Annotated in this window: 16 protein-coding genes; 7 read left to right on the top strand and 9 right to left on the bottom strand. The window is 73.9% G+C overall.

Going from position 1 to position 16,504, the window contains the following annotated elements; translation table 11 throughout:
* Positions 1-18 precede the first annotated feature (18 nt).
* Together GA0070611_RS08535 and GA0070611_RS08530 are read left to right on the top strand one after the other, a co-directional pair.
* Entirely contained in the window at positions 19-1,125 is a 1,107-nt protein-coding gene (locus tag GA0070611_RS08535) for an FUSC family protein (protein ID WP_091660437.1), read from the top strand.
* A 76-nt stretch (positions 1,126-1,201) separates the two neighbouring features.
* On the top strand, positions 1,202-2,338 hold the full coding sequence (locus tag GA0070611_RS08530) for a CaiB/BaiF CoA transferase family protein (RefSeq protein ID WP_091660434.1): 1,137 nt from the start codon (positions 1,202-1,204) through the stop codon (positions 2,336-2,338).
* A 67-nt stretch (positions 2,339-2,405) separates the two neighbouring features.
* Here GA0070611_RS08530 and GA0070611_RS08525 read toward each other — a convergent pair whose 3' ends face one another.
* Entirely contained in the window at positions 2,406-3,239 is an 834-nt protein-coding gene (locus GA0070611_RS08525; protein ID WP_091660430.1) for an alkaline phosphatase family protein, read from the bottom strand.
* Positions 3,240-3,445: 206 nt separating this feature from the next.
* Between GA0070611_RS08525 and GA0070611_RS08520 the strand changes: the two genes are divergently transcribed.
* Positions 3,446-4,651 (top strand): LCP family protein, encoded by a 1,206-nt coding sequence (locus GA0070611_RS08520; protein ID WP_231921376.1) that lies wholly within the window; start codon positions 3,446-3,448, stop codon positions 4,649-4,651.
* Between the two features lie 274 nt (positions 4,652-4,925).
* On the top strand, positions 4,926-5,246 hold the full coding sequence (locus GA0070611_RS08515; protein WP_091660427.1) for a TraR/DksA family transcriptional regulator: 321 nt from the start codon (positions 4,926-4,928) through the stop codon (positions 5,244-5,246).
* A 51-nt stretch (positions 5,247-5,297) separates the two neighbouring features.
* Here GA0070611_RS08515 and GA0070611_RS08510 read toward each other — a convergent pair whose 3' ends face one another.
* Positions 5,298-6,113 (bottom strand): alpha/beta hydrolase family protein, encoded by an 816-nt coding sequence (locus tag GA0070611_RS08510; RefSeq protein ID WP_231921375.1) that lies wholly within the window; start codon positions 6,111-6,113, stop codon positions 5,298-5,300.
* 127 nt (positions 6,114-6,240) lie between these two features.
* Between GA0070611_RS08510 and GA0070611_RS08505 the strand changes: the two genes are divergently transcribed.
* Positions 6,241-6,705 carry an HAD domain-containing protein gene (locus GA0070611_RS08505; RefSeq protein ID WP_091660422.1) on the top strand — a complete coding sequence of 155 codons (465 nt, stop codon included), beginning with the start codon at positions 6,241-6,243 and terminating at the stop codon, positions 6,703-6,705.
* A 37-nt stretch (positions 6,706-6,742) separates the two neighbouring features.
* Here the strand turns inward: GA0070611_RS08505 and GA0070611_RS08500 are convergent, their stop codons facing one another.
* On the bottom strand, positions 6,743-8,155 hold the full coding sequence (locus GA0070611_RS08500; RefSeq protein ID WP_091660418.1) for a glycosyl hydrolase family 18 protein: 1,413 nt from the start codon (positions 8,153-8,155) through the stop codon (positions 6,743-6,745).
* 132 nt (positions 8,156-8,287) lie between these two features.
* Between GA0070611_RS08500 and GA0070611_RS08495 the strand changes: the two genes are divergently transcribed.
* The gene (locus GA0070611_RS08495; RefSeq protein ID WP_091660414.1) at positions 8,288-9,523 is read left to right on the top strand and encodes an ROK family protein; all 1,236 of its coding nucleotides are present in this window, start codon (positions 8,288-8,290) and stop codon (positions 9,521-9,523) included.
* 41 nt (positions 9,524-9,564) lie between these two features.
* Here GA0070611_RS08495 and GA0070611_RS08490 read toward each other — a convergent pair whose 3' ends face one another.
* Positions 9,565-9,894 (bottom strand): RICIN domain-containing protein, encoded by a 330-nt coding sequence (locus GA0070611_RS08490; protein WP_231921374.1) that lies wholly within the window; start codon positions 9,892-9,894, stop codon positions 9,565-9,567.
* A gap of 136 nt (positions 9,895-10,030) precedes the next feature.
* On the opposite strand from GA0070611_RS08490, the gene GA0070611_RS08485 reads away from it, so the two are divergent.
* Positions 10,031-10,642: a hypothetical protein gene (locus GA0070611_RS08485; RefSeq protein ID WP_091672656.1), complete on the top strand. Its 612-nt coding sequence runs from the start codon at positions 10,031-10,033 to the stop codon at positions 10,640-10,642.
* A gap of 56 nt (positions 10,643-10,698) precedes the next feature.
* Here GA0070611_RS08485 and GA0070611_RS08480 read toward each other — a convergent pair whose 3' ends face one another.
* From GA0070611_RS08480 to GA0070611_RS08460, 5 genes are read right to left on the bottom strand one after another with little or no spacing between them, the layout of a single operon-like run.
* Positions 10,699-12,156 carry a GH1 family beta-glucosidase gene (locus tag GA0070611_RS08480; RefSeq protein WP_231921373.1) on the bottom strand — a complete coding sequence of 486 codons (1,458 nt, stop codon included), beginning with the start codon at positions 12,154-12,156 and terminating at the stop codon, positions 10,699-10,701.
* Between the two features lie 45 nt (positions 12,157-12,201).
* Entirely contained in the window at positions 12,202-13,209 is a 1,008-nt protein-coding gene (locus GA0070611_RS08475; protein WP_091660406.1) for an ABC transporter ATP-binding protein, read from the bottom strand.
* A gap of 55 nt (positions 13,210-13,264) precedes the next feature.
* Positions 13,265-14,302, bottom strand: coding sequence for an ABC transporter permease (locus GA0070611_RS08470; protein ID WP_197675884.1), 1,038 nt, complete (start codon positions 14,300-14,302; stop codon positions 13,265-13,267).
* 3 nt (positions 14,303-14,305) lie between these two features.
* Positions 14,306-15,283 carry an ABC transporter permease gene (locus GA0070611_RS08465; RefSeq protein WP_091660403.1) on the bottom strand — a complete coding sequence of 326 codons (978 nt, stop codon included), beginning with the start codon at positions 15,281-15,283 and terminating at the stop codon, positions 14,306-14,308.
* Positions 15,280-16,440 (bottom strand): ABC transporter ATP-binding protein, encoded by a 1,161-nt coding sequence (locus tag GA0070611_RS08460; protein ID WP_091660399.1) that lies wholly within the window; start codon positions 16,438-16,440, stop codon positions 15,280-15,282. The genes GA0070611_RS08465 and GA0070611_RS08460 overlap by 4 nt, the downstream gene beginning before the upstream one ends.
* Positions 16,441-16,504 lie beyond the last annotated feature (64 nt).

Raw genomic sequence — 16,504 nt, 5'->3', positions numbered from 1 at the left:
CGCCGGGTAGACGCGCGCATGGGACAGGCCACCGACCGGGTCCGCGCGGCGGTCCGGGACAGCCGGCGGCGGCTGCGCACGTACCTCATCGTGGCGGTGCAGGCCGGTCTGGCGGCCGCGCTGGCCTGGCTGGTGGCGCGGGAGGTGCTGGGCAACCCGGACCCGACGTTCGCGCCCGCCGCCGCGGTCGGTGTCATCGCCGCCGCGCTGAACAACCGGGCCCGGCGCACCGTCGAGCTGGTGATCGGGGTGGTCCTCGGCATCGTCGTCGGTGACCTGCTGATCCTGGCCCTGGGCACCGGGCCCTGGCAGACCGGCGTGGTGGTCTTCCTGGCGATCAGCGCCGCCGTGCTGGTCCGGGGCCCGGGCGCGCTGGTCACCCAGGCCGGCGGTACGGCGGTGCTGGTCGCCACGCTCACCCCGGTCTCGCCGGACCTGGAGCTGCCCCGGACCGTCAACGCGCTGGTCGGCGGGATCGTCGGGCTGCTGGTGGTGCTGGTGCTCGCCCCGCTCAACCCGCTGCGCACAGTGCGCCGGGTGGCCGACCCGGCGCTGGACACCTTCGCCGACGAGCTGGCCGCCTCGGCGGCGGCGCTGGCCGCCGGAGACGCCGGGGCCGCCGAGCGGGTGCTGCACCGGATGCGGGCCGCCGAGGGCGAACTGGACCGGATCGGCGAGATGGTCGACGCCGCCGACGAGGTGGTGCGGCTGTCGCCGGTGCGCCGGCGGCACCGCCGGGCGCTGGCCGCGTACCGGCGGGGCGCCGAGCACATGGACCGGGCGTTCCGCAACAGTCGGGCCCTGGTCCGCCGGATCGGCACCGCCCTGCGCGACCGGGAGCCGGTGCCGGCCGACCTGCCGGTGGCCGTGACGCACTTCGGTGCGGCGGTCCGGCTGCTGCACCGGGAGTTCCTCGCCGCCCGGGAGCCGACGGCGGCCCGGGCGCGGGTGCTCACCGCGGTCCGGGCGGCCGGGGCGGCCTGCCGGCAGGAGATCGGCTTCTCCGGCACGATCGTGGTGTCGCAGCTGCGCACCGCCGCGAACGACCTGCTGCGGGCCACCGGCGTGCCCGCCGACGAGGCCCGCCGGATGGTCCGCCGGGCCGCCGCCGGCCAGCCGGACTGACCCGACCGGGGGCGGTGCCCGCGCCCGCCGTGTGCCATGGTGACCACCGGGGCAGCCACGGCGGAGGGGAGCGGGCGTGGGAACGGAGCCGACCGGGCCGCTGGCCGGGGTGCTCGTCGCGGACTTCTCCCGGGTGCTGGCCGGCCCGTACGCCACCATGCTCCTGGCCGACCTGGGCGCGGACGTGGTCAAGGTGGAGGGCCCCGGCGGCGACGACACCCGCGGCTGGGCGCCGCCGGAGCGCGACGGCGTGGCCACCTACTACCTCGGCGTCAACCGCAACAAGCGCGCGGTCGTGCTGGACCTCACCGAGCCCGGCGACCTGGCGCTGGCCCGGCGGCTCGCCGCGCGCGCCGACGTCATGATCCAGAACTTCCGGCCGGGCGCGCTGCGCCGCTTCGGCCTCGACCACGCCGCCGTCGCCGCCACCAACCCCCGCATCGTGTACGCCTCGATCAGCGGTTTCGGCGCGACGGGCGGTGCCGACCTGCCCGGGTACGACCTGATGGCGCAGGCCGCCTCCGGGCTGATGAGCCTGACCGGCGAGCCGGACGGACCGCCGTACAAGGCCGGGGTGGCGGTGCTCGACGTGCTCGCCGGGCTGCACGCGGCGGTCGGGGTGCTGGCCGCGCTGCGGCACCGCGAGCGGACCGGGGTCGGCCAGCACGTCGAGGTGGACCTGCTCTCCTCCGCGCTGTCCGGCCTGGTGAACCACGCCAGCGCGTACCTGGCCGGCGGGGTGGTGCCGTACCGGATGGGCAACGCCCACCCGAGCATCGTGCCGTACGAGCCGCTGCCCACCGCCGACGGCGAGCTGGTCGTGATCGCCGGCAACGACGGTCAGTTCCGTATCCTCTGCGGGGTGCTCGGGGTCCCGGAGCTGGCCGACGACCCGCGGTTCCGGCACAACCGGGACCGCACCGCCCACCGGGCCGCGCTGCTCCCGCTGCTGGTGGACCGGTTGGGTCGCCGGGGCAGCGCCGAGTGGCTGCGGGACCTGCGGGCGGCGGGCGTGCCGTGCAGTCCGGTCAACACCCTCGACCAGGGAGTCGCGCTGGCCCGGGAGCTGGGTCTGCACCCGGTCGTCGACGCCGGCGGGGTGCCCGGCGTCCGGCACCCGATCGGCTTCTCGGCCTCGCCGCCGGCCTACCGCCTGCCGCCGCCCGGGCTGGACGAGCACGGCGCCGAGATCCGCGCGTGGCTGGCCGGGTGACCGGTCGGGCCGGCCGGTGCACGCGGGCCGGGACGCGGACGTCCCGGCCCGGGCGCGGCGGGACGCCTCAGTTCCAGATGTCGCTGACCGGGCTGACCGCGCAGGAGTTGCCCGTGCAGCCCACGCCGGTGAGGCTCTCCAGCGTGCGCAGCACGGTGTAGTGGGTGATCCGTTCGCTGTAGGTGCCGGTGGCGACGTGCGCGCCGGAGAAGATCGTCGGGATCTTGTTGCCCGCGCTCCGGTCGTCCTCGTCGAAGGTGACCACCAGCAGGCTGTTGTTCGCCTTCGCCCAGGTGGCGTACGCGCCGAGGTTGTTCTTCACCCAGGTGTCGCCGGTGGACACCGAGCAGTCGTGCATGTCGTAGCAGAGGTCGGGCACCACGAAGGACAGTTTCGGCAGGTTCGCGTAGCTGGTGGGGAAGTCCGCGAAGCGCAGGTTGGCCGAGGCGGGCACGTTGGTGAAGTTCACCCAGGGGTTGTGCTTGCGGGCGTACCGGCCGTAGGTGCACCCGGTGTAGCCGGCCGAGGGCATCGTCTGCGAGTAGCCGGCGAAGCTGCGCCCGGCCGCGAGCAGCTGGTGACCCAGGTTCTCGCCGCTGTACGTGTGCGGGCAGGAGTCGTCGGTGAGGCCCTGCGTGGAGCCGGAGTAGAGCGCGAGGTAGTTCGGCTCGCTGGGATGGGTCACCGCGTACGACTGGGTCATGTTCGCCCCGTTGGTGGCCAGCGAGGTCAGGTACGGGGCGCTGGCGCTGCCGATGACCTCGGCGGCGGAGTGGTTCTCCTCGATCAGCACCACGATGTGGTCGTACGTGGGCAGCGCGGCGGAGGCGGGGACCGCGGGGAGGGCCAGGGTTGCCGCGAGTGCGAGGAGCACCGGCGCGACGAGCCGTCGGAACCGCATGACAGAGCTCCCTCTCAAAGATGGTGGTCTATGTCATAGTACGCTCGCGAGCGGGTGTGGCGCTGCGGTGACCGGCCGCTGGTCGGCGCCTGAACGGCCCGGGAAGTTCCGGCGCTACCAGCCGATTCACAGCTTTCGGGTACGCCGGGACGGCTGTCGGGCGCATACCCTGGTTCCGCCCGGCCACCCGTCGCAGGAGGCAACCCGTGCCGCACGCCATCGTGCCGTCCCGCCGGACCGGCGCGCCGGTCGTGCCCGCCCGTCGTCGGGGGCCGCGCTGGGCGCGCTGGTTCCTGGGGGTCGGCGCGGCCCTGATGACGCTCAGCGGCGTGGCCCTCGGCGGCAGCCAGTTCCTGCTGCACGCCGCGACCAGCAAGGTCACCCGGCAGAACCTGCTCGGTTCGGCGGCGGCGTCCCGGCAGCACCGCACGATCACCGGGGCGAAGAACATCCTGCTGGTGGGCGTGGACACCCGGCCGCACCAGGACGCCGACCAGCTGACCCGGTCGGATTCGATCATCCTGGTGCACATCCCGGCCGACCACACCCGGGCGTACCTGGTCTCGCTGCCGCGCGACTCGCTGGTCGACATCCCCGCGTACGACAACGGCGCCACGCCGTACCGGGGCGGCAAGAACAAGATCAACGCAGCGTTCGCCTTCGGCAGCCGGGGGCTCAGCGGGGCGGCGGCGCTCTCGCACGGGTTCGAGCTGCTCGCCCTGACGGTGCGGGACCTGACCGGGATCACCCCGGACGCCGGGGCGATCGTCGACTTCCAGGGCTTCAGGCAGATCGTCCAGGTGCTCGGCTCGGTCTGCCTCTACGTCGACGAGACCACCACCTCGATCCACATCGGGCACGACCGGAACGGTCGGCCGGCGGCCCCTTACAAGATCAACCCGGACGGCACGCTGCACAACAAGATCCCCGGGGTCACCCCGAACATCTACCGCCAGGGCAACCACTGCCTGAACCCCACCGAGGCGCTCGACTTCGTCCGCCAGCGGGACCTGCTGGCCGACAACGACTACGACTACGGCCGCCAGCGCCACCAGCAGCAGTTCCTCAAGGCGGTGCTGCACCGGGTGATGACCGACGGGCTGAACTCGCCGACGAAGCTGCCCGGGCTGCTCACCGCGGTCGGCCGGACCATGACCGTCGACGACGGCGGCATCCCGCTGGAGGACTGGGCGTTCGCCCTGCGCGGCATCGGGCCGGACGCGATCACCACCATCCGGACCAACGGCGGCAGCTTCAACAGCCGCGCGGTGCCCGGGGTGGGCAGCGCCGAGATCCTCAGCCCGACCAGCATGGAGCTGCTGCGGGCGGTCCGGCACGACACCGTCGCCGCGTTCGTTCAGGAGCACCCGAGCTGGGTGGCCCCGCCCGGGCCGGACACGCCGACCGACTGACCACCCGCGTCGGCCGGCGCAAATGCCTTGGTTCCCCGGGCCGGCTCGCCTATGGTGGGCCGCATGTTCCGGGCCGGGCAGCAGATCGGCACCGCCGCCACCGCGGCGGCGACGACGTCTGCCCGCGACCCCCGGGCCGCCGCGCCGACCCACGGCCTGCCGAGCCCGATCCCCACCGACCGTGGCCCGCCGGACCTCCCCGGACATCCCGACGGCCACCAGGGCGAAGCCATCCGGCTTCGGCCCTTTTTCTTTTTCCGAGGAGGACCAGGGCATGGGTACGGACATCCGAGCCGAGCGCGACCAGCAGCGACTCGCGCAGCTGCGGGCCAGCCTGAGCACCGAGTTCGAGGCGCAGAGCGCCCGGCTCACCGAGCTGACCGCCGACACCGGCGACCCGGGCGAGGCGCACACCCGCGCCGCGCTGATCGCCGCCACCCGGCAGAGCCTGGGGCAGCTCGGTGACGCGCTGCGCCGCATCGCCGAGGGTCGCTACGGCAGCTGCGAGCGGTGCGCCACGGCGATCCCGCCGGAACGCCTGGCGGTCCTGCCGCACGCCCGCTTCTGCGTGCCCTGCCAGCGTCGGCAGGGCTGACGGCCGGCGGCCGGGCCGGCGGTGTGCCGGCCCGGCGCCAGGCGTCTCGCGTCAGCGCCCGGCCGGCAGCCGTTCGTCGAGCCACTCGAGCAGCACCCGCTCGTACTGCCCGCTGATGCTCGCGGCGGTGTCGCCCTCGCCCAGGGTGGGCGCGTGGTCGCAGCCGGCCAGCCGGGCCACCGTCAGGTCACCGTCGCCCCGGGCCCGCCGCCAGGCCGCCACGCTCGCGTCGATGGGCGTCCACGCGTCGGTCTCGCCGTAGCAGAGCAACACCGGGCAGCGCGACCGGGCGAAGACCGGCTCCGGGTCGAAGTCCAGGTCCGCCCAGGACCCCGGCTCGGGCAGCTCGGGTGGCAGGTACACCAGCGGGAACCAGGGTCGGGTGACGGCGACGTCGAGTTCCGCCTGGGCGACCGCGCGCGGCAGCTGGCCGCGCAGGTACGCCTCCGCGAGCCGGCGCAGCCGGTCCAGCTCGGCCAGGTCGGCGTCGCCGTACCCGTGCCGGCGCAGTTGCTCGGCGGTGCCGTAGCGCATCTGCACGGCCGGGCTGACCCCGCTGGACCCCACGAGCAGCAGGAAGTCCACGGGGTGCCGGGCGGCGGTCACCGCCGCCGCCCAGGATCCCTGGCTGAACCCCCACAGCCCGACCGGCGCGTCACCGACGTACCCGCGCAGCAGGTCCAGGGCGGCTGCGGCGTCGTCGGCCTGTGCGGTCAACGGCACGTCGTGCCCGTCCACCCGGGGCCGCCGGTCGTAGCGCAGCACGGCGATCCCGGCCGGCGGCAGCAGCCGGGCCAGGTGGGCGTAGAGGAACCAGGATCGTTGCTCGGCGTGCGAGCCGTGCAGCACGGCGAGGCCGCCGCGCACCGGTCCGGTCGGCAGGTCCAGGGGTGGCCGGCAGGTCCCGTGCCCCGACGCGCAGCTCCATGCGGGGCAGTCAACCACGAGCCGACCGGCCCCGTCCGACCGGTGAGCGGGCGGTTAGGGTCGCCGGATGTCCGTGCGTCCACTGATCTTCCTCGACGTCGACGGTCCGCTGATCCCGTTCGGCGCGGGCGCGGCGCGGCCCGCCGCCGGGGCCGGCAATCCGCTGCTGGCCCGGCTGGACCCGCGGCACGGGTCCCGGCTCTGGGCGCTGCCGGGCGACCTGGTCTGGGCGACCACCTGGTCGACGGAGGCGAACGACGTGGTCGGCCGCCGGCTGGGCCTGCCCGAGCTGCCGGTGGTGGACTGGCCGGACGACGATCCGGCGGGCGGGCTGCACTGGAAGACCCGCACGCTGTCCGGCTGGGCCGGGGACCGGCCGTTCGTCTGGCTCGACGACGAGATCGGCCCGGCCGACCGGTCCTGGCTGGCGGTCCACCACCCGGCCCCGGTGCTGGCGTACCGGGTGGATCCGGCGCGCGGGCTCACCGACGGGGACTACGCCGCCGTGCGGGACTGGTTGACCGGGCGGTGACGGTGGGCCCCGTCGCGGCGGCGGGGCCCACCGTGGCTCACCGGCCCTGCAGGGTCCGGACGTTGTCGCCGAAGGTCCAGCCCTTCGAACCGTCCCAGTTGATCGACCAGGTCATCAGCCCCTTGAGGCCGCCCCGGTAGGTGTTCCACGCCTGCGCCACCGACGCCGGGGCCAGGTAGCCGCCGCCGGCGCCGGGCTGCGCGGGCAGGCCGGGGACCTGCTTGTCGTACGGGACCCGGATGGTGGTGCCCTGCACGACCAGGCCGGCGTTGAGGCAGTCGGTCTGCGCGACGAAGCCCGCCACGGTGCCGGCGGCGTACGAGTCACCGGCGCAGCCGTACATGCTGCCGTTGTAGTACTGCATGTTCAGCCACCAGAGCCGCCCGTTGTCGGCGTACCGCTTCACGATCGGCAGGTACGCGCCCCAGATCGAGCCGTAGGTGACGCTGCCGCCGGTCACGTACGCGGTCTCCGGGGCCATGGTGAGGCCGAAGCCCGCCGGCATCTGGGCCAGCACCCCGTCGATGATGCGCACCAGGTTCGCCTGCGAGGTGGAGAGCTGGCCGATGTTCCCGCTGCCGCTGAGCCCGGTCTCGATGTCGATGTCGATGCCGTCGAAGTTGTACCGCTTGAGGATCGGCACGACGGTGGCGACGAACCGGTCGGCGACCGCGCTGGAGCCGAGGTCGATTCCGGCGGTCGCGCCGCCGATGGAGAGCAGCACGGTGAGCCCGGCCGCCTTGGCCCGGCACACGTCGGCGGGGGTGGGCACCTTCACGCCGGCGTCCATGCCGTCCTCCCAGAGCACGGTGCCGTCGGCGCGGATCACCGGGAAGGCGGCGGTCACCACGTTGTAGCCGTGCCCGGGGATGCGCGCGTCGCTGATCGGGATCCAGCCGAGCCCCGGGTGCACGCCGTTGGCCGCGCCGTCCCAGTTCTCCCAGTAGCCCTGCAGCACCTTGCCGGCGGGGCGCGGCTTCAGCGCGCAGGTGTCCCCGCCGGGCGGCGCGGTGGTGCCGGTCGGGGTGGGCGTCGGCGGGACGGTCGGCGACGGCGGGGTGGTCGGCGTCGGCGACGTGGTGGGGGAGGGGGAGGTGGTGGGCGTCGGCGACGGACCGGGGGAGGGCGCGGTGGTGGAGGGGGTGGGCGACGGGGTGCCGCCGCCGTCGCAGGCGCCGAGGTCGGTCCAGAGCGCCGGGGTGGCCGGCGGGGTCCAGCCGGCGCCGGCCGGCGGGGTGTGGGTCACCAGCGCCTGGTAGAGCCGTCCGGCGTAACCGGCCCGGCTGCCGGCCGTCCAGGTCACCCCCTCGGCCCAGGCCGGTACGCCGGCACAGGAGACCAGCGCCGTGGTCCCGGCGGTGGCGGCGAAGCCGGTGGCGGCCGGCAGGGCGGTGGCGGCGAGCAGCATGGTCCCGCCGAGCAGCGCGGTCAGCCCGCGTCGAATTCGCATGACATACCTCCTCGTCGATGCGGCGGAGGTTATCAGTTAACTTTGTTAAATGTAAATGCGCAGTACTCTGTCAGCACTTGTTTCACGCTGTGGATGCGGCCGCCCGACGGCCGGGGAGAGGACGCGCGGGACGTGGACGCCAGACGCACCACGGTGCGGGACATGCGCCGGGCCAACCGGTCGGTGCTGCTCAGCCGGATCTGGTTGGACGGGCCGCTGAGCCGGCACGAGCTGGGCCAGCACACCGCGCTGAGCCTGGCCAGCGTGAGCAACCTGGTCGGCGAGATGATCGGCGAGGGGCTGGTCGAGGAGGCCGGCTCGGTCGAGTCCGACGGCGGTCGGCCCCGGGTGCTGCTGCGGGTCGCCCCCGGCTTCGGCTACCTGGTCGGCGCCGACGTCGGCGAGACCCGGGTGCAGGTCGAGCTCTTCGACCTGGCGATGACCGCGCTGGCCAAGGCCGAGTACCCGATCGCCGCGGCCGAGCCGGACCCGGGCGACGTGGCCCGGCACCTGCTGCACGGCCTGGACGCGGTGACCGAGCAGGCCGGCGTCGACCCCGGCGCGGTGCTCGGCTTCGGCGTTGCGGTCTCCGGCACCGTCGAGCGCACCGCCGACGCCGTGGTGCACGCACAGACCCTGGGCTGGGAGGGCGTCCCGCTCGGCGCGATGCTGCGCGCCGGCACCACCGTCCCGGTGCACGTCGACAACGGCGCGAAGACCCTCGGCCAGGCCGAGATGTGGTTCGGCGCCGGCCGGGGGGTGCGGCACGCGGTGATCGCCCTGGTCGGCTCCGGCGTCGGCGCCTGCGTGGTGGCCGACGGGGTCAGCTACCGGGGCGCGCACAGCAGCGCCGGGGAGTGGGGGCACACCACCCTGGTGTACGGGGGCCGGCGCTGTCGCTGCGGCAACCTCGGCTGCCTGGAGGCGTACGTCGGGGCGGAGGGGGTGCTCGACCGGTACCGCCAGGCCAACCGGGGTCGCCCGGCTCCCGGTGGCGACGAGGAGACCGCCTTCGGTGAGCTGCTGCGCGCGACCGGGCGGACGGCGGAGAAGGTGCTCGACGAGACGGTCGGCTACCTGGGCGCCGGGGTGGCGAACCTGGTGAACCTGTTCAACCCGGAACGGGTGGTGCTGGGCGGCTGGGCCGGGCTGGCCCTGGGCGAGCGGCGGCTGCCGCAGATCCGCGAGGCCACCGCGCGGCACGCGCTGCGCCAGCCGTACGCGCAGACCTCGATCGAGCTGTGCCGGCTCGGGCCGGACGCGGTCGCGATGGGCGCGGCCACCCTGCCGATGGCCCGGCTGCTGCGCGACGGCGGCGTGCCCCGCGAGCCCGCCGCCCGCCCCGCCCGGGCGCTGCGGTCCCGCTGAGCCCGCCGGGCCGGCGGTGCCCGCCGGCCCGGCCGGTGCGCTCAGGAGGGCAGGGTCCACTTCTGGTTGGCGCCGCCGGTGCAGCTCCACAGCTGTGTCTTCGTGCCGTCGGCGGAGGTGTTGCCGGTGATGTCGAGGCACTTGTTCGCCTGCGGGTTCACCAGGTCCCGGCCGGCCGTCCAGACCCACTGCTGGGCGGCGGTGCCGTTGGCCTGGATGGTCTTGACGAAGTACTGGGCGTCGGAGGTGGTGGTGAGCCAGACGTCGACGCTCTCCCCGGCGGCCTGCGCGGCCGGGGGCGGGGAGAGGGCGATGGTGCCGGCGGCGACGCACAGTGCCAGGAGGGCGCGGCGGGTGGGGGTGGAGAACATGGCTGCTCCCGTCATACCGATCGATGTATCTGATTGAGGTAAGCCGCCCCTCCTGCTTGTGTCAAGACATGAAAAAAGGTGCCGCCAAGGGCCGGCCGGACCCCGCGCCGCTGACGATCACGCTAGGGTGCCGATCATGGCCTTACGACCGGATGAGTTCTACGACCACGCGGTCTCCGCCGCTGACGGCGGGGGTCGTCTTCCGCTGGCCCGGATGACCGGTTGGGAGATCAGCCCCTTCGCGCAGGACGGATTGCGCGTCGCGCCGCTGCGCCCGCCGGTGCTGCCCGAACCGGCACGGCGCGGCGAGGACCCGGCGGACTGCGGCATCTGCCGTGACCGCGACCAGGGCATCTGGTGCAACGACCACTGGCGGCTGGCCCGGATCACCGGAGTCGGCGTACCGCTGGTGCTCATGCTCTATCCCCGCGACCACCACGACCTGGCGGATCTGCCCGATGAGCTGGCCGCCGAGCTGGGGTTGTTGAGCACCCGGATCGTCCGCCACGTGCAGGCCCTCGCCCACGTGTCGCGGGCCCACGTCTACCGCTTCGGCGACGGCGCCGCCCACCTGCACCTCTGGTTCTTCGCCCGGCCCGAGGGGCAGGCCCAGCTGTTCGGCTCGTGGCTGCCGGTCTGGGACGACCTCCTGCCGGAGTACCCGGCAGCGGTGGCGGAGGCGGACGCGACGATCGTCGCGGACGCGTTGATCGCCTCGCACGGGGGTCGCCGACCCTCGGTCGACTGACCGGCGGGACCCGGCCCGGCGGGGTGACCACCCACGGTCGCCCCGCCGGGCGGTGCTCAGGCCCGGTCGCGGACCCGCCGCACCGTGTCGCGGTACCAGAGCGCGCTGCGCTTGGGGGTACGCCGCTGGGTGTCGTAGTCCACCCGGACGATGCCGAAGCGCTTGTCGTAGCCGTACGCCCACTCGAAGTTGTCCAGCAGCGACCAGGCGAAGTAGCCGCGCACGTCCGCCCCGGCCGACCGGGCGCGGGCCACCGCCCGCAGGTGCTCGGTCAGGTACGCGACCCGGTCGTCGTCGGCGACGAAGCCGTCCTCGTCGGGCCGGTCGTCGAACGCGGCGCCGTTCTCGGTGATCACCAAGGGCACGCCCGGGTAGTCCCGGTGCAACCGGACCAGCAGGTCGGTGAAGGACTCCGGCACGATCTCCCACCCCATCGCGGTGCGGGGCAGGTCCCGGGGCACCACCCGGCGCACCGGCCGGCCGCCCTCGTCGCGCTCGCGGCCCTGCTCGTCCACCCCGGAGTGCAGCTGACCGAAGTAGTAGTTCACCCCGAGCACGTCGATCGGCGTGGCGATCACCTCGAGGTCGCCGTCGCGCACCGGGACGCGGACCCCCTCGGCGGCCAGGTCCGCCAGCACGTCCTGCGGGTACCGGCCGTGGAACAGCGGGTCCAGGTAGATCCGGTTGGCCAGCCCGTCGGCGGCCCGGGCCGCGTCCCGGTCGGCCGGGGAGTCGGTGGCCGGGTCGGCCGGCGCCAGGTTCAGCGTGATGCCCAGCTCGACCGGCGCGGGCGCCGCCGCCCGCAGCCGCTGGGTGGCCAGGCCGTGGCCGAGCAGCAGGTGGTGCACGGCGGCGATTCCGTCGCCGAGGTCGCGGCGGCCGGGCGCGTGGTCGCCGTAGGCGTACCCGAGCATCGCCGAGCACCACGGCTCGTTCAGCGTGGTCCAGGTCTTCACCCGGTCGCCGAGGCGGGCGAAGACCAGCTCGGCGTAGTCGGCGAACCGGTACGCGGTGTCCCGGACCGGCCAGCCCCCGGCGTCCTCCAGCTCCTGCGGCAGGTCCCAGTGGTAGAGGGTCACCCACGGGTCGACGCCCCGGCCGAGCAGCTCGTCGACGAGGCGGTCGTAGAAGGCCAGACCGGCCGGGTTGGCCGGACCACGCCCGCCCGGCTGCACCCGGGGCCAGGCCACCGAGAACCGGTACGTGTCCAGGCCCAGGTCCGCGATGAGCGCGACGTCGGCCGGCATCCGGTGGTAGTGGTCGCAGGCCACGTCGCCGTCGTCGCCGTTGGCCACCGCCCCGGGGACCCGGCAGAAGGTGTCCCAGATGGACGGGGTGCGGCCGTCCTCGGCCACCGCGCCCTCGATCTGGTACGACGAGGTCGCCACCCCCCACCGGAAGGTCGGCGGCAGGCTGTCGATCGGGTCGGCCGCGTGCCGCGACGGCTCCGGTCCGTCCGGTCCGGCGGCGTGCCGCGTCCCGTCGCTCCTCGGGCTGGTCAGCTCGGTGTCCATGGTTCTCCTCGCAGGTCGTGCGGGTGGTCGGTCGGGCGGGCAGGGTCAGCGCGTGAGCGGCGCGGCGGCCGGGTGCAGCCAGCAGGCGACGGCCCGGCCGGGATCGTCGTCGCCGGGCGGGCCCAGCGCCGGCAGTCGGGTGTCGCACGGGTCGAACGCCTTCGGACAGCGCGGGTGGAACGCGCACCCGTCCGGCATGGCACGCAGGTCCGGCGGGGAGCCCGGGATGCCGGTCAGCTCGCGGCGCGGGCCGCGCAACGCGGGGAAGGAGTGCAGCAGCCCGTCGGTGTACGGGTGCAGCGCCCGCCGGTAGAGCTGACGGGCCGGCGCCTCCTCGACGATCCGGCCGCCGTACATGATCGCGATGCGGTCGGAGAACTCCACCAGCAGCGACAGGTCGTGGGTGATGAACAGCACCGCGAAGCCCAGCCGTTCGCGCAGCTCGGCGAGCTGCCCCAGGATCTGGCGCTGCATCACCACGTCCAACGCGGTGGTCGGCTCGTCCATGATGACGACCTGCGGCTCCAGGGCCAGCGCCATGGCGATCATGACGCGTTGCCGCATGCCGCCGGAGAGCTGGTGCGGGTAGCTGTCCAGCCGGTCGGCGGCGATGCCGACCAGCCGCAGCAGCTCCCGGGCCCGGTCCCGACGGGCCGCCGCCGTGCTGGTCGGGTCGTGCGCCTTGATCACGTCGAGCAGCTGGGTGGAGACCTTGTGCACCGGGTTCAGCGAGTTCATGGCGCCCTGGAAGACGATCGACGTCTCCGCCCAGCGGAACTGCCGCAGCTGCGCCGGGCTGAGGGTCAGCACGTCGACCGGCGGGCCGTCGGCCGGGTGGTAGACCACCTGGCCGCCGCTGACCACACCGGGCGGCGGCAGCAGTCGGGTCAGCCCGTACGCCAGGGTGGACTTGCCGCTGCCGCTCTCCCCGGCCAGGCCCAGCACCTCGCCGCGGTGCAGGGTCAGGTCCACGTCACGGACGGCGTGCACCGCCGCGTCGCCGAGCCCGTAGTCGACCCGCAGCCCGCGGATCTCCAGCACCGGATCACTCACGTGAGCCTCCCTTCGTTCGCGACTGCGGGGCTCCGCTTCGCTGCACTCCTCGCGCTCACGGTGCGACCTCCTCTCGGGGGGCCGGCACCGGGCGGGAGGCCGGGGCCAGCACGGGGGTGAAGCCGACCCGCATGCGTACGGTGCGACCGTCGGCGGTGCGGATCCGGGTCCTGCCGGCGCTGCGCAGCCGGGGGCTCACGAACTCGTCGATGCCGAAGTTGATCAGGGCGAGGGCGGTGCCGAGCAGCGCGATCGCCAACCCTGCCGGCACGAACCACCACCAGGCGCCCTGCGCGAGGGCCTGCTGGCCCTGCGCCCAGAAGAGGATGGTGCCCCAGTTCCACGACGAGATCGACGAGATGCCGATGAACGCCAGGGTGATCTCCGACATGACCGCGAAGATGACGGTGCCGACGAAGCCGGAGGCGATGATCGCGGTGAGGTTGGGCAGGATCTCGAACAGGATGATCCGCCAGGTCCGTTCGCCGGTGGCCCGGGCCGCCTCGACGTAGTCGCGGCGGCGTAGCGACAGCGTCTGGGCGCGCAGCACGCGGGCGCCCCACGCCCACGACGTACAGCCGATGATGAGCGCGACCAGCGTGTCGCTGGCCTGCTCGACGATCGACGTCACGATGATGATCAGCGGCAGGGCGGGGATGACCAGGAACACGTTGGACAGCGCCGACAGGCCCTCGTCGGGCATCCCGCCGAGGTAGCCGGCGGTCACCCCGATGAGGATGGAGAGGACCGTCGCCAGCACGCCGGCGAGCAGGCCCACCAGCATGACGCTGCGGGCGCCGACCAGGATCTGGCTGAAGATGTCCTGACCGAGGTGGGTGGTGCCGAACCAGTGCCGCAGCGACGGCGCCTGCAGCACGTCGGCGCTGCGCGCGTCCGGGTCGTACGGCGCCACCCACGGCCCGATCACCGCGAAGAGGCAGTAGACGGCCAGGATGACCAGGCCGGTCGCGGCCTTGTCGTTGGCGACGAACCGGAACCGGCGCCGCTTCGCCCGGCCCGGCGCGGCCGACGGCTGGGCCATCGCCCCCTGACCGGGGATGACCTGCTCGATGCTCGACGGTGAGATGGTCATCGCTCAGCTCTTTCGGGTCCGCGGGTCGAGAAGCAGGTACGCGACGTCGGCGAGCAGGTTCGCCACCAGCACGGAGATCGTGATGATCAGGAAGATCCCCTGCATCAGCGGGTAGTCCTTGTAGCCGACCGCCTGGAAGAGCTGGTATCCGAGGCCCGGGTAGGAGAACACGATCTCCACGAGCAGCGTGCCGCCGACGATGAACCCGAGCGACAGCGCGAATCCCGAGACGTTCGGCAGCAGCGCGTTGCGGGCGGCGTAGCTCAGGGCGACCCGGCGCTCCGACAGGCCCTTCGCGTGGGCGACGGTGATGTAGTCCTCCGAGGAGACGGTCACCATCATGTTGCGCATGCTGAGGATCCACCCGCTCATCGAGGAGACCAGGATGGTGGCGGCGGGCAGGACGCTGTGTCTGATCGCGCTCGGGATGAAGTACCCGTCGAACGCCGGCACGAGGCCCGCCTCGTAGCCGCCGGAGGAGGGGAAGAAGCTCCCCGGCCCGGTGAACACGGCGATGGCGACGAGACCCAGCCAGAAGTACGGGATCGAGGACAGGAACGTGGTGGCCGGCAGCAGCCCGTCGACCCAGGAGCCGCGCCGCCACCCGGCGCCGACGCCGAGCGCGGTGCCGAGGAGGAAGCTGATGATCGTGGTGATGCCGACCAGGCCGACCGTCCACGGCAGGCTGTCGCCGATCACCGTCGACACCGGTGTGGGGAAGAAGGTGAACGACAGGCCGAGGTCGCCGTGGAGCAGCTGCCCCCAGTAGTCGAGGTACTGCTGCCAGGTGTTCTCGTGCGAGTCCAGCCCGAACAGCACGCGCAGCGACTGGATGGCGTCGGCGCTGATCCGGCCCTGGTTGCGCGAGATGAGGGCCTGCACCGGGTCGCCCGGCACGAGGCGCGGGATGAAGAAGTTGAGCGTGATGGCCGCCCACGCCGTGAACAGGTAGAAGGCCGTGCGCTGCAGGAGGAATCTCATCGTGCCTCCCGCGGGGTGGCGGTGTCGTCCCGCGCGACCGCCGGCGCGGGCGGTGGCACGGTCGGGTCGGCGTCGGGCGCGGCGGAGCCGGGGGCGTCGGCGGCGACGGTGTCCGGGTCGTAGAGCCAGCAGGCCGCCCAGTGGCCGGGGCGGTCGCCGATGTCCAGCCGGGGCGGCAGGTCGGTGGTGCAGCGCCGCATGGCGTGCGGGCACCGGGGGTGGAACCGGCAGCCCGACGGCGGGGCGATGAGGCTCGGCGGCTCGCCCTGACCGCGGTCCGCACCGGCGGCCGCGCCGGCGCCGTCGCCGGTGATCCGCTCCGGGTCGGGCGCGGAGTCGGTGAGCAGCCGGGTGTACGGGTGGGCCGGGCGCTGGGTGACGGTCTCGCTGTCGCCGCCCTCGACCATCCGGCCGGCGTACATCACGATCGTCTCGTCGGCGAAGTAGCGGGCCGAGGCGATGTCGTGCGTGATGTAGAGGATGGCGATGTCGAGCCGCTGCGTGAGGTCCTGCAGCAGGTTGAGCACGCCGAGGCGGATCGAGACGTCGAGCATGGAGACCGGCTCGTCGGCGAGGAGCACCTCCGGGTCGGCGCCGAGCGCCCGGGCGATGGCGACGCGCTGCCGCTGGCCGCCGGAGAGCTCGTGCGGGAACGCGTCCAGGTAGCGCTCGGGCGGGGTGAGGCTCACCCGGGTGAGCAGTTTGCCCAGGGCCGCCTCCAGGTCCTCCGCGCCGCGCCCGGCGTTGCCGTGGATCCGCAGCGACCGGGTCAGGTGGTAGCGGACGGTGTGCACCGGGTTCAACGAGGCGAACGGGTCCTGCAGGATCAGTTGGACCCGCCGCACGTACGACCGGAACCGCCGCCCACCGCGCACCCGGGTCGAGGTGCCGTGCAGGCGGATGTCGCCGGCGGTGCGGGGATGGATCTGGGCCAGCAGCCGCGCCACGGTGGACTTGCCGGAGCCGGACTCTCCGACCAGCGCGGTCACCCGGCCGCGACGCAGCGCGAACGATACGTCGTCGACGGCGTGCACGACGGCCGGCGTCCGGGAGAAGAGGTCACGCAGCCGCCTGCGGACGGGGAAGTGCTTGGTCAGGCCGACGGCCTCCAGCACCACCTCGTCGACCGGCGCCGCCGCGCTCTCGCTCAACGTCATGCGAGTTCCTGTCTGAGCGTGGGGTGCGCCTCCCCGGCCGGCCACGGCCGGCCGGGGAGGCGGT

The organism is Micromonospora auratinigra (genome assembly GCF_900089595.1).
GTDB lineage: Bacteria > Actinomycetota > Actinomycetes > Mycobacteriales > Micromonosporaceae > Micromonospora > Micromonospora auratinigra.
This window is presented reverse-complemented; position numbering and strand designations above follow the sequence as displayed.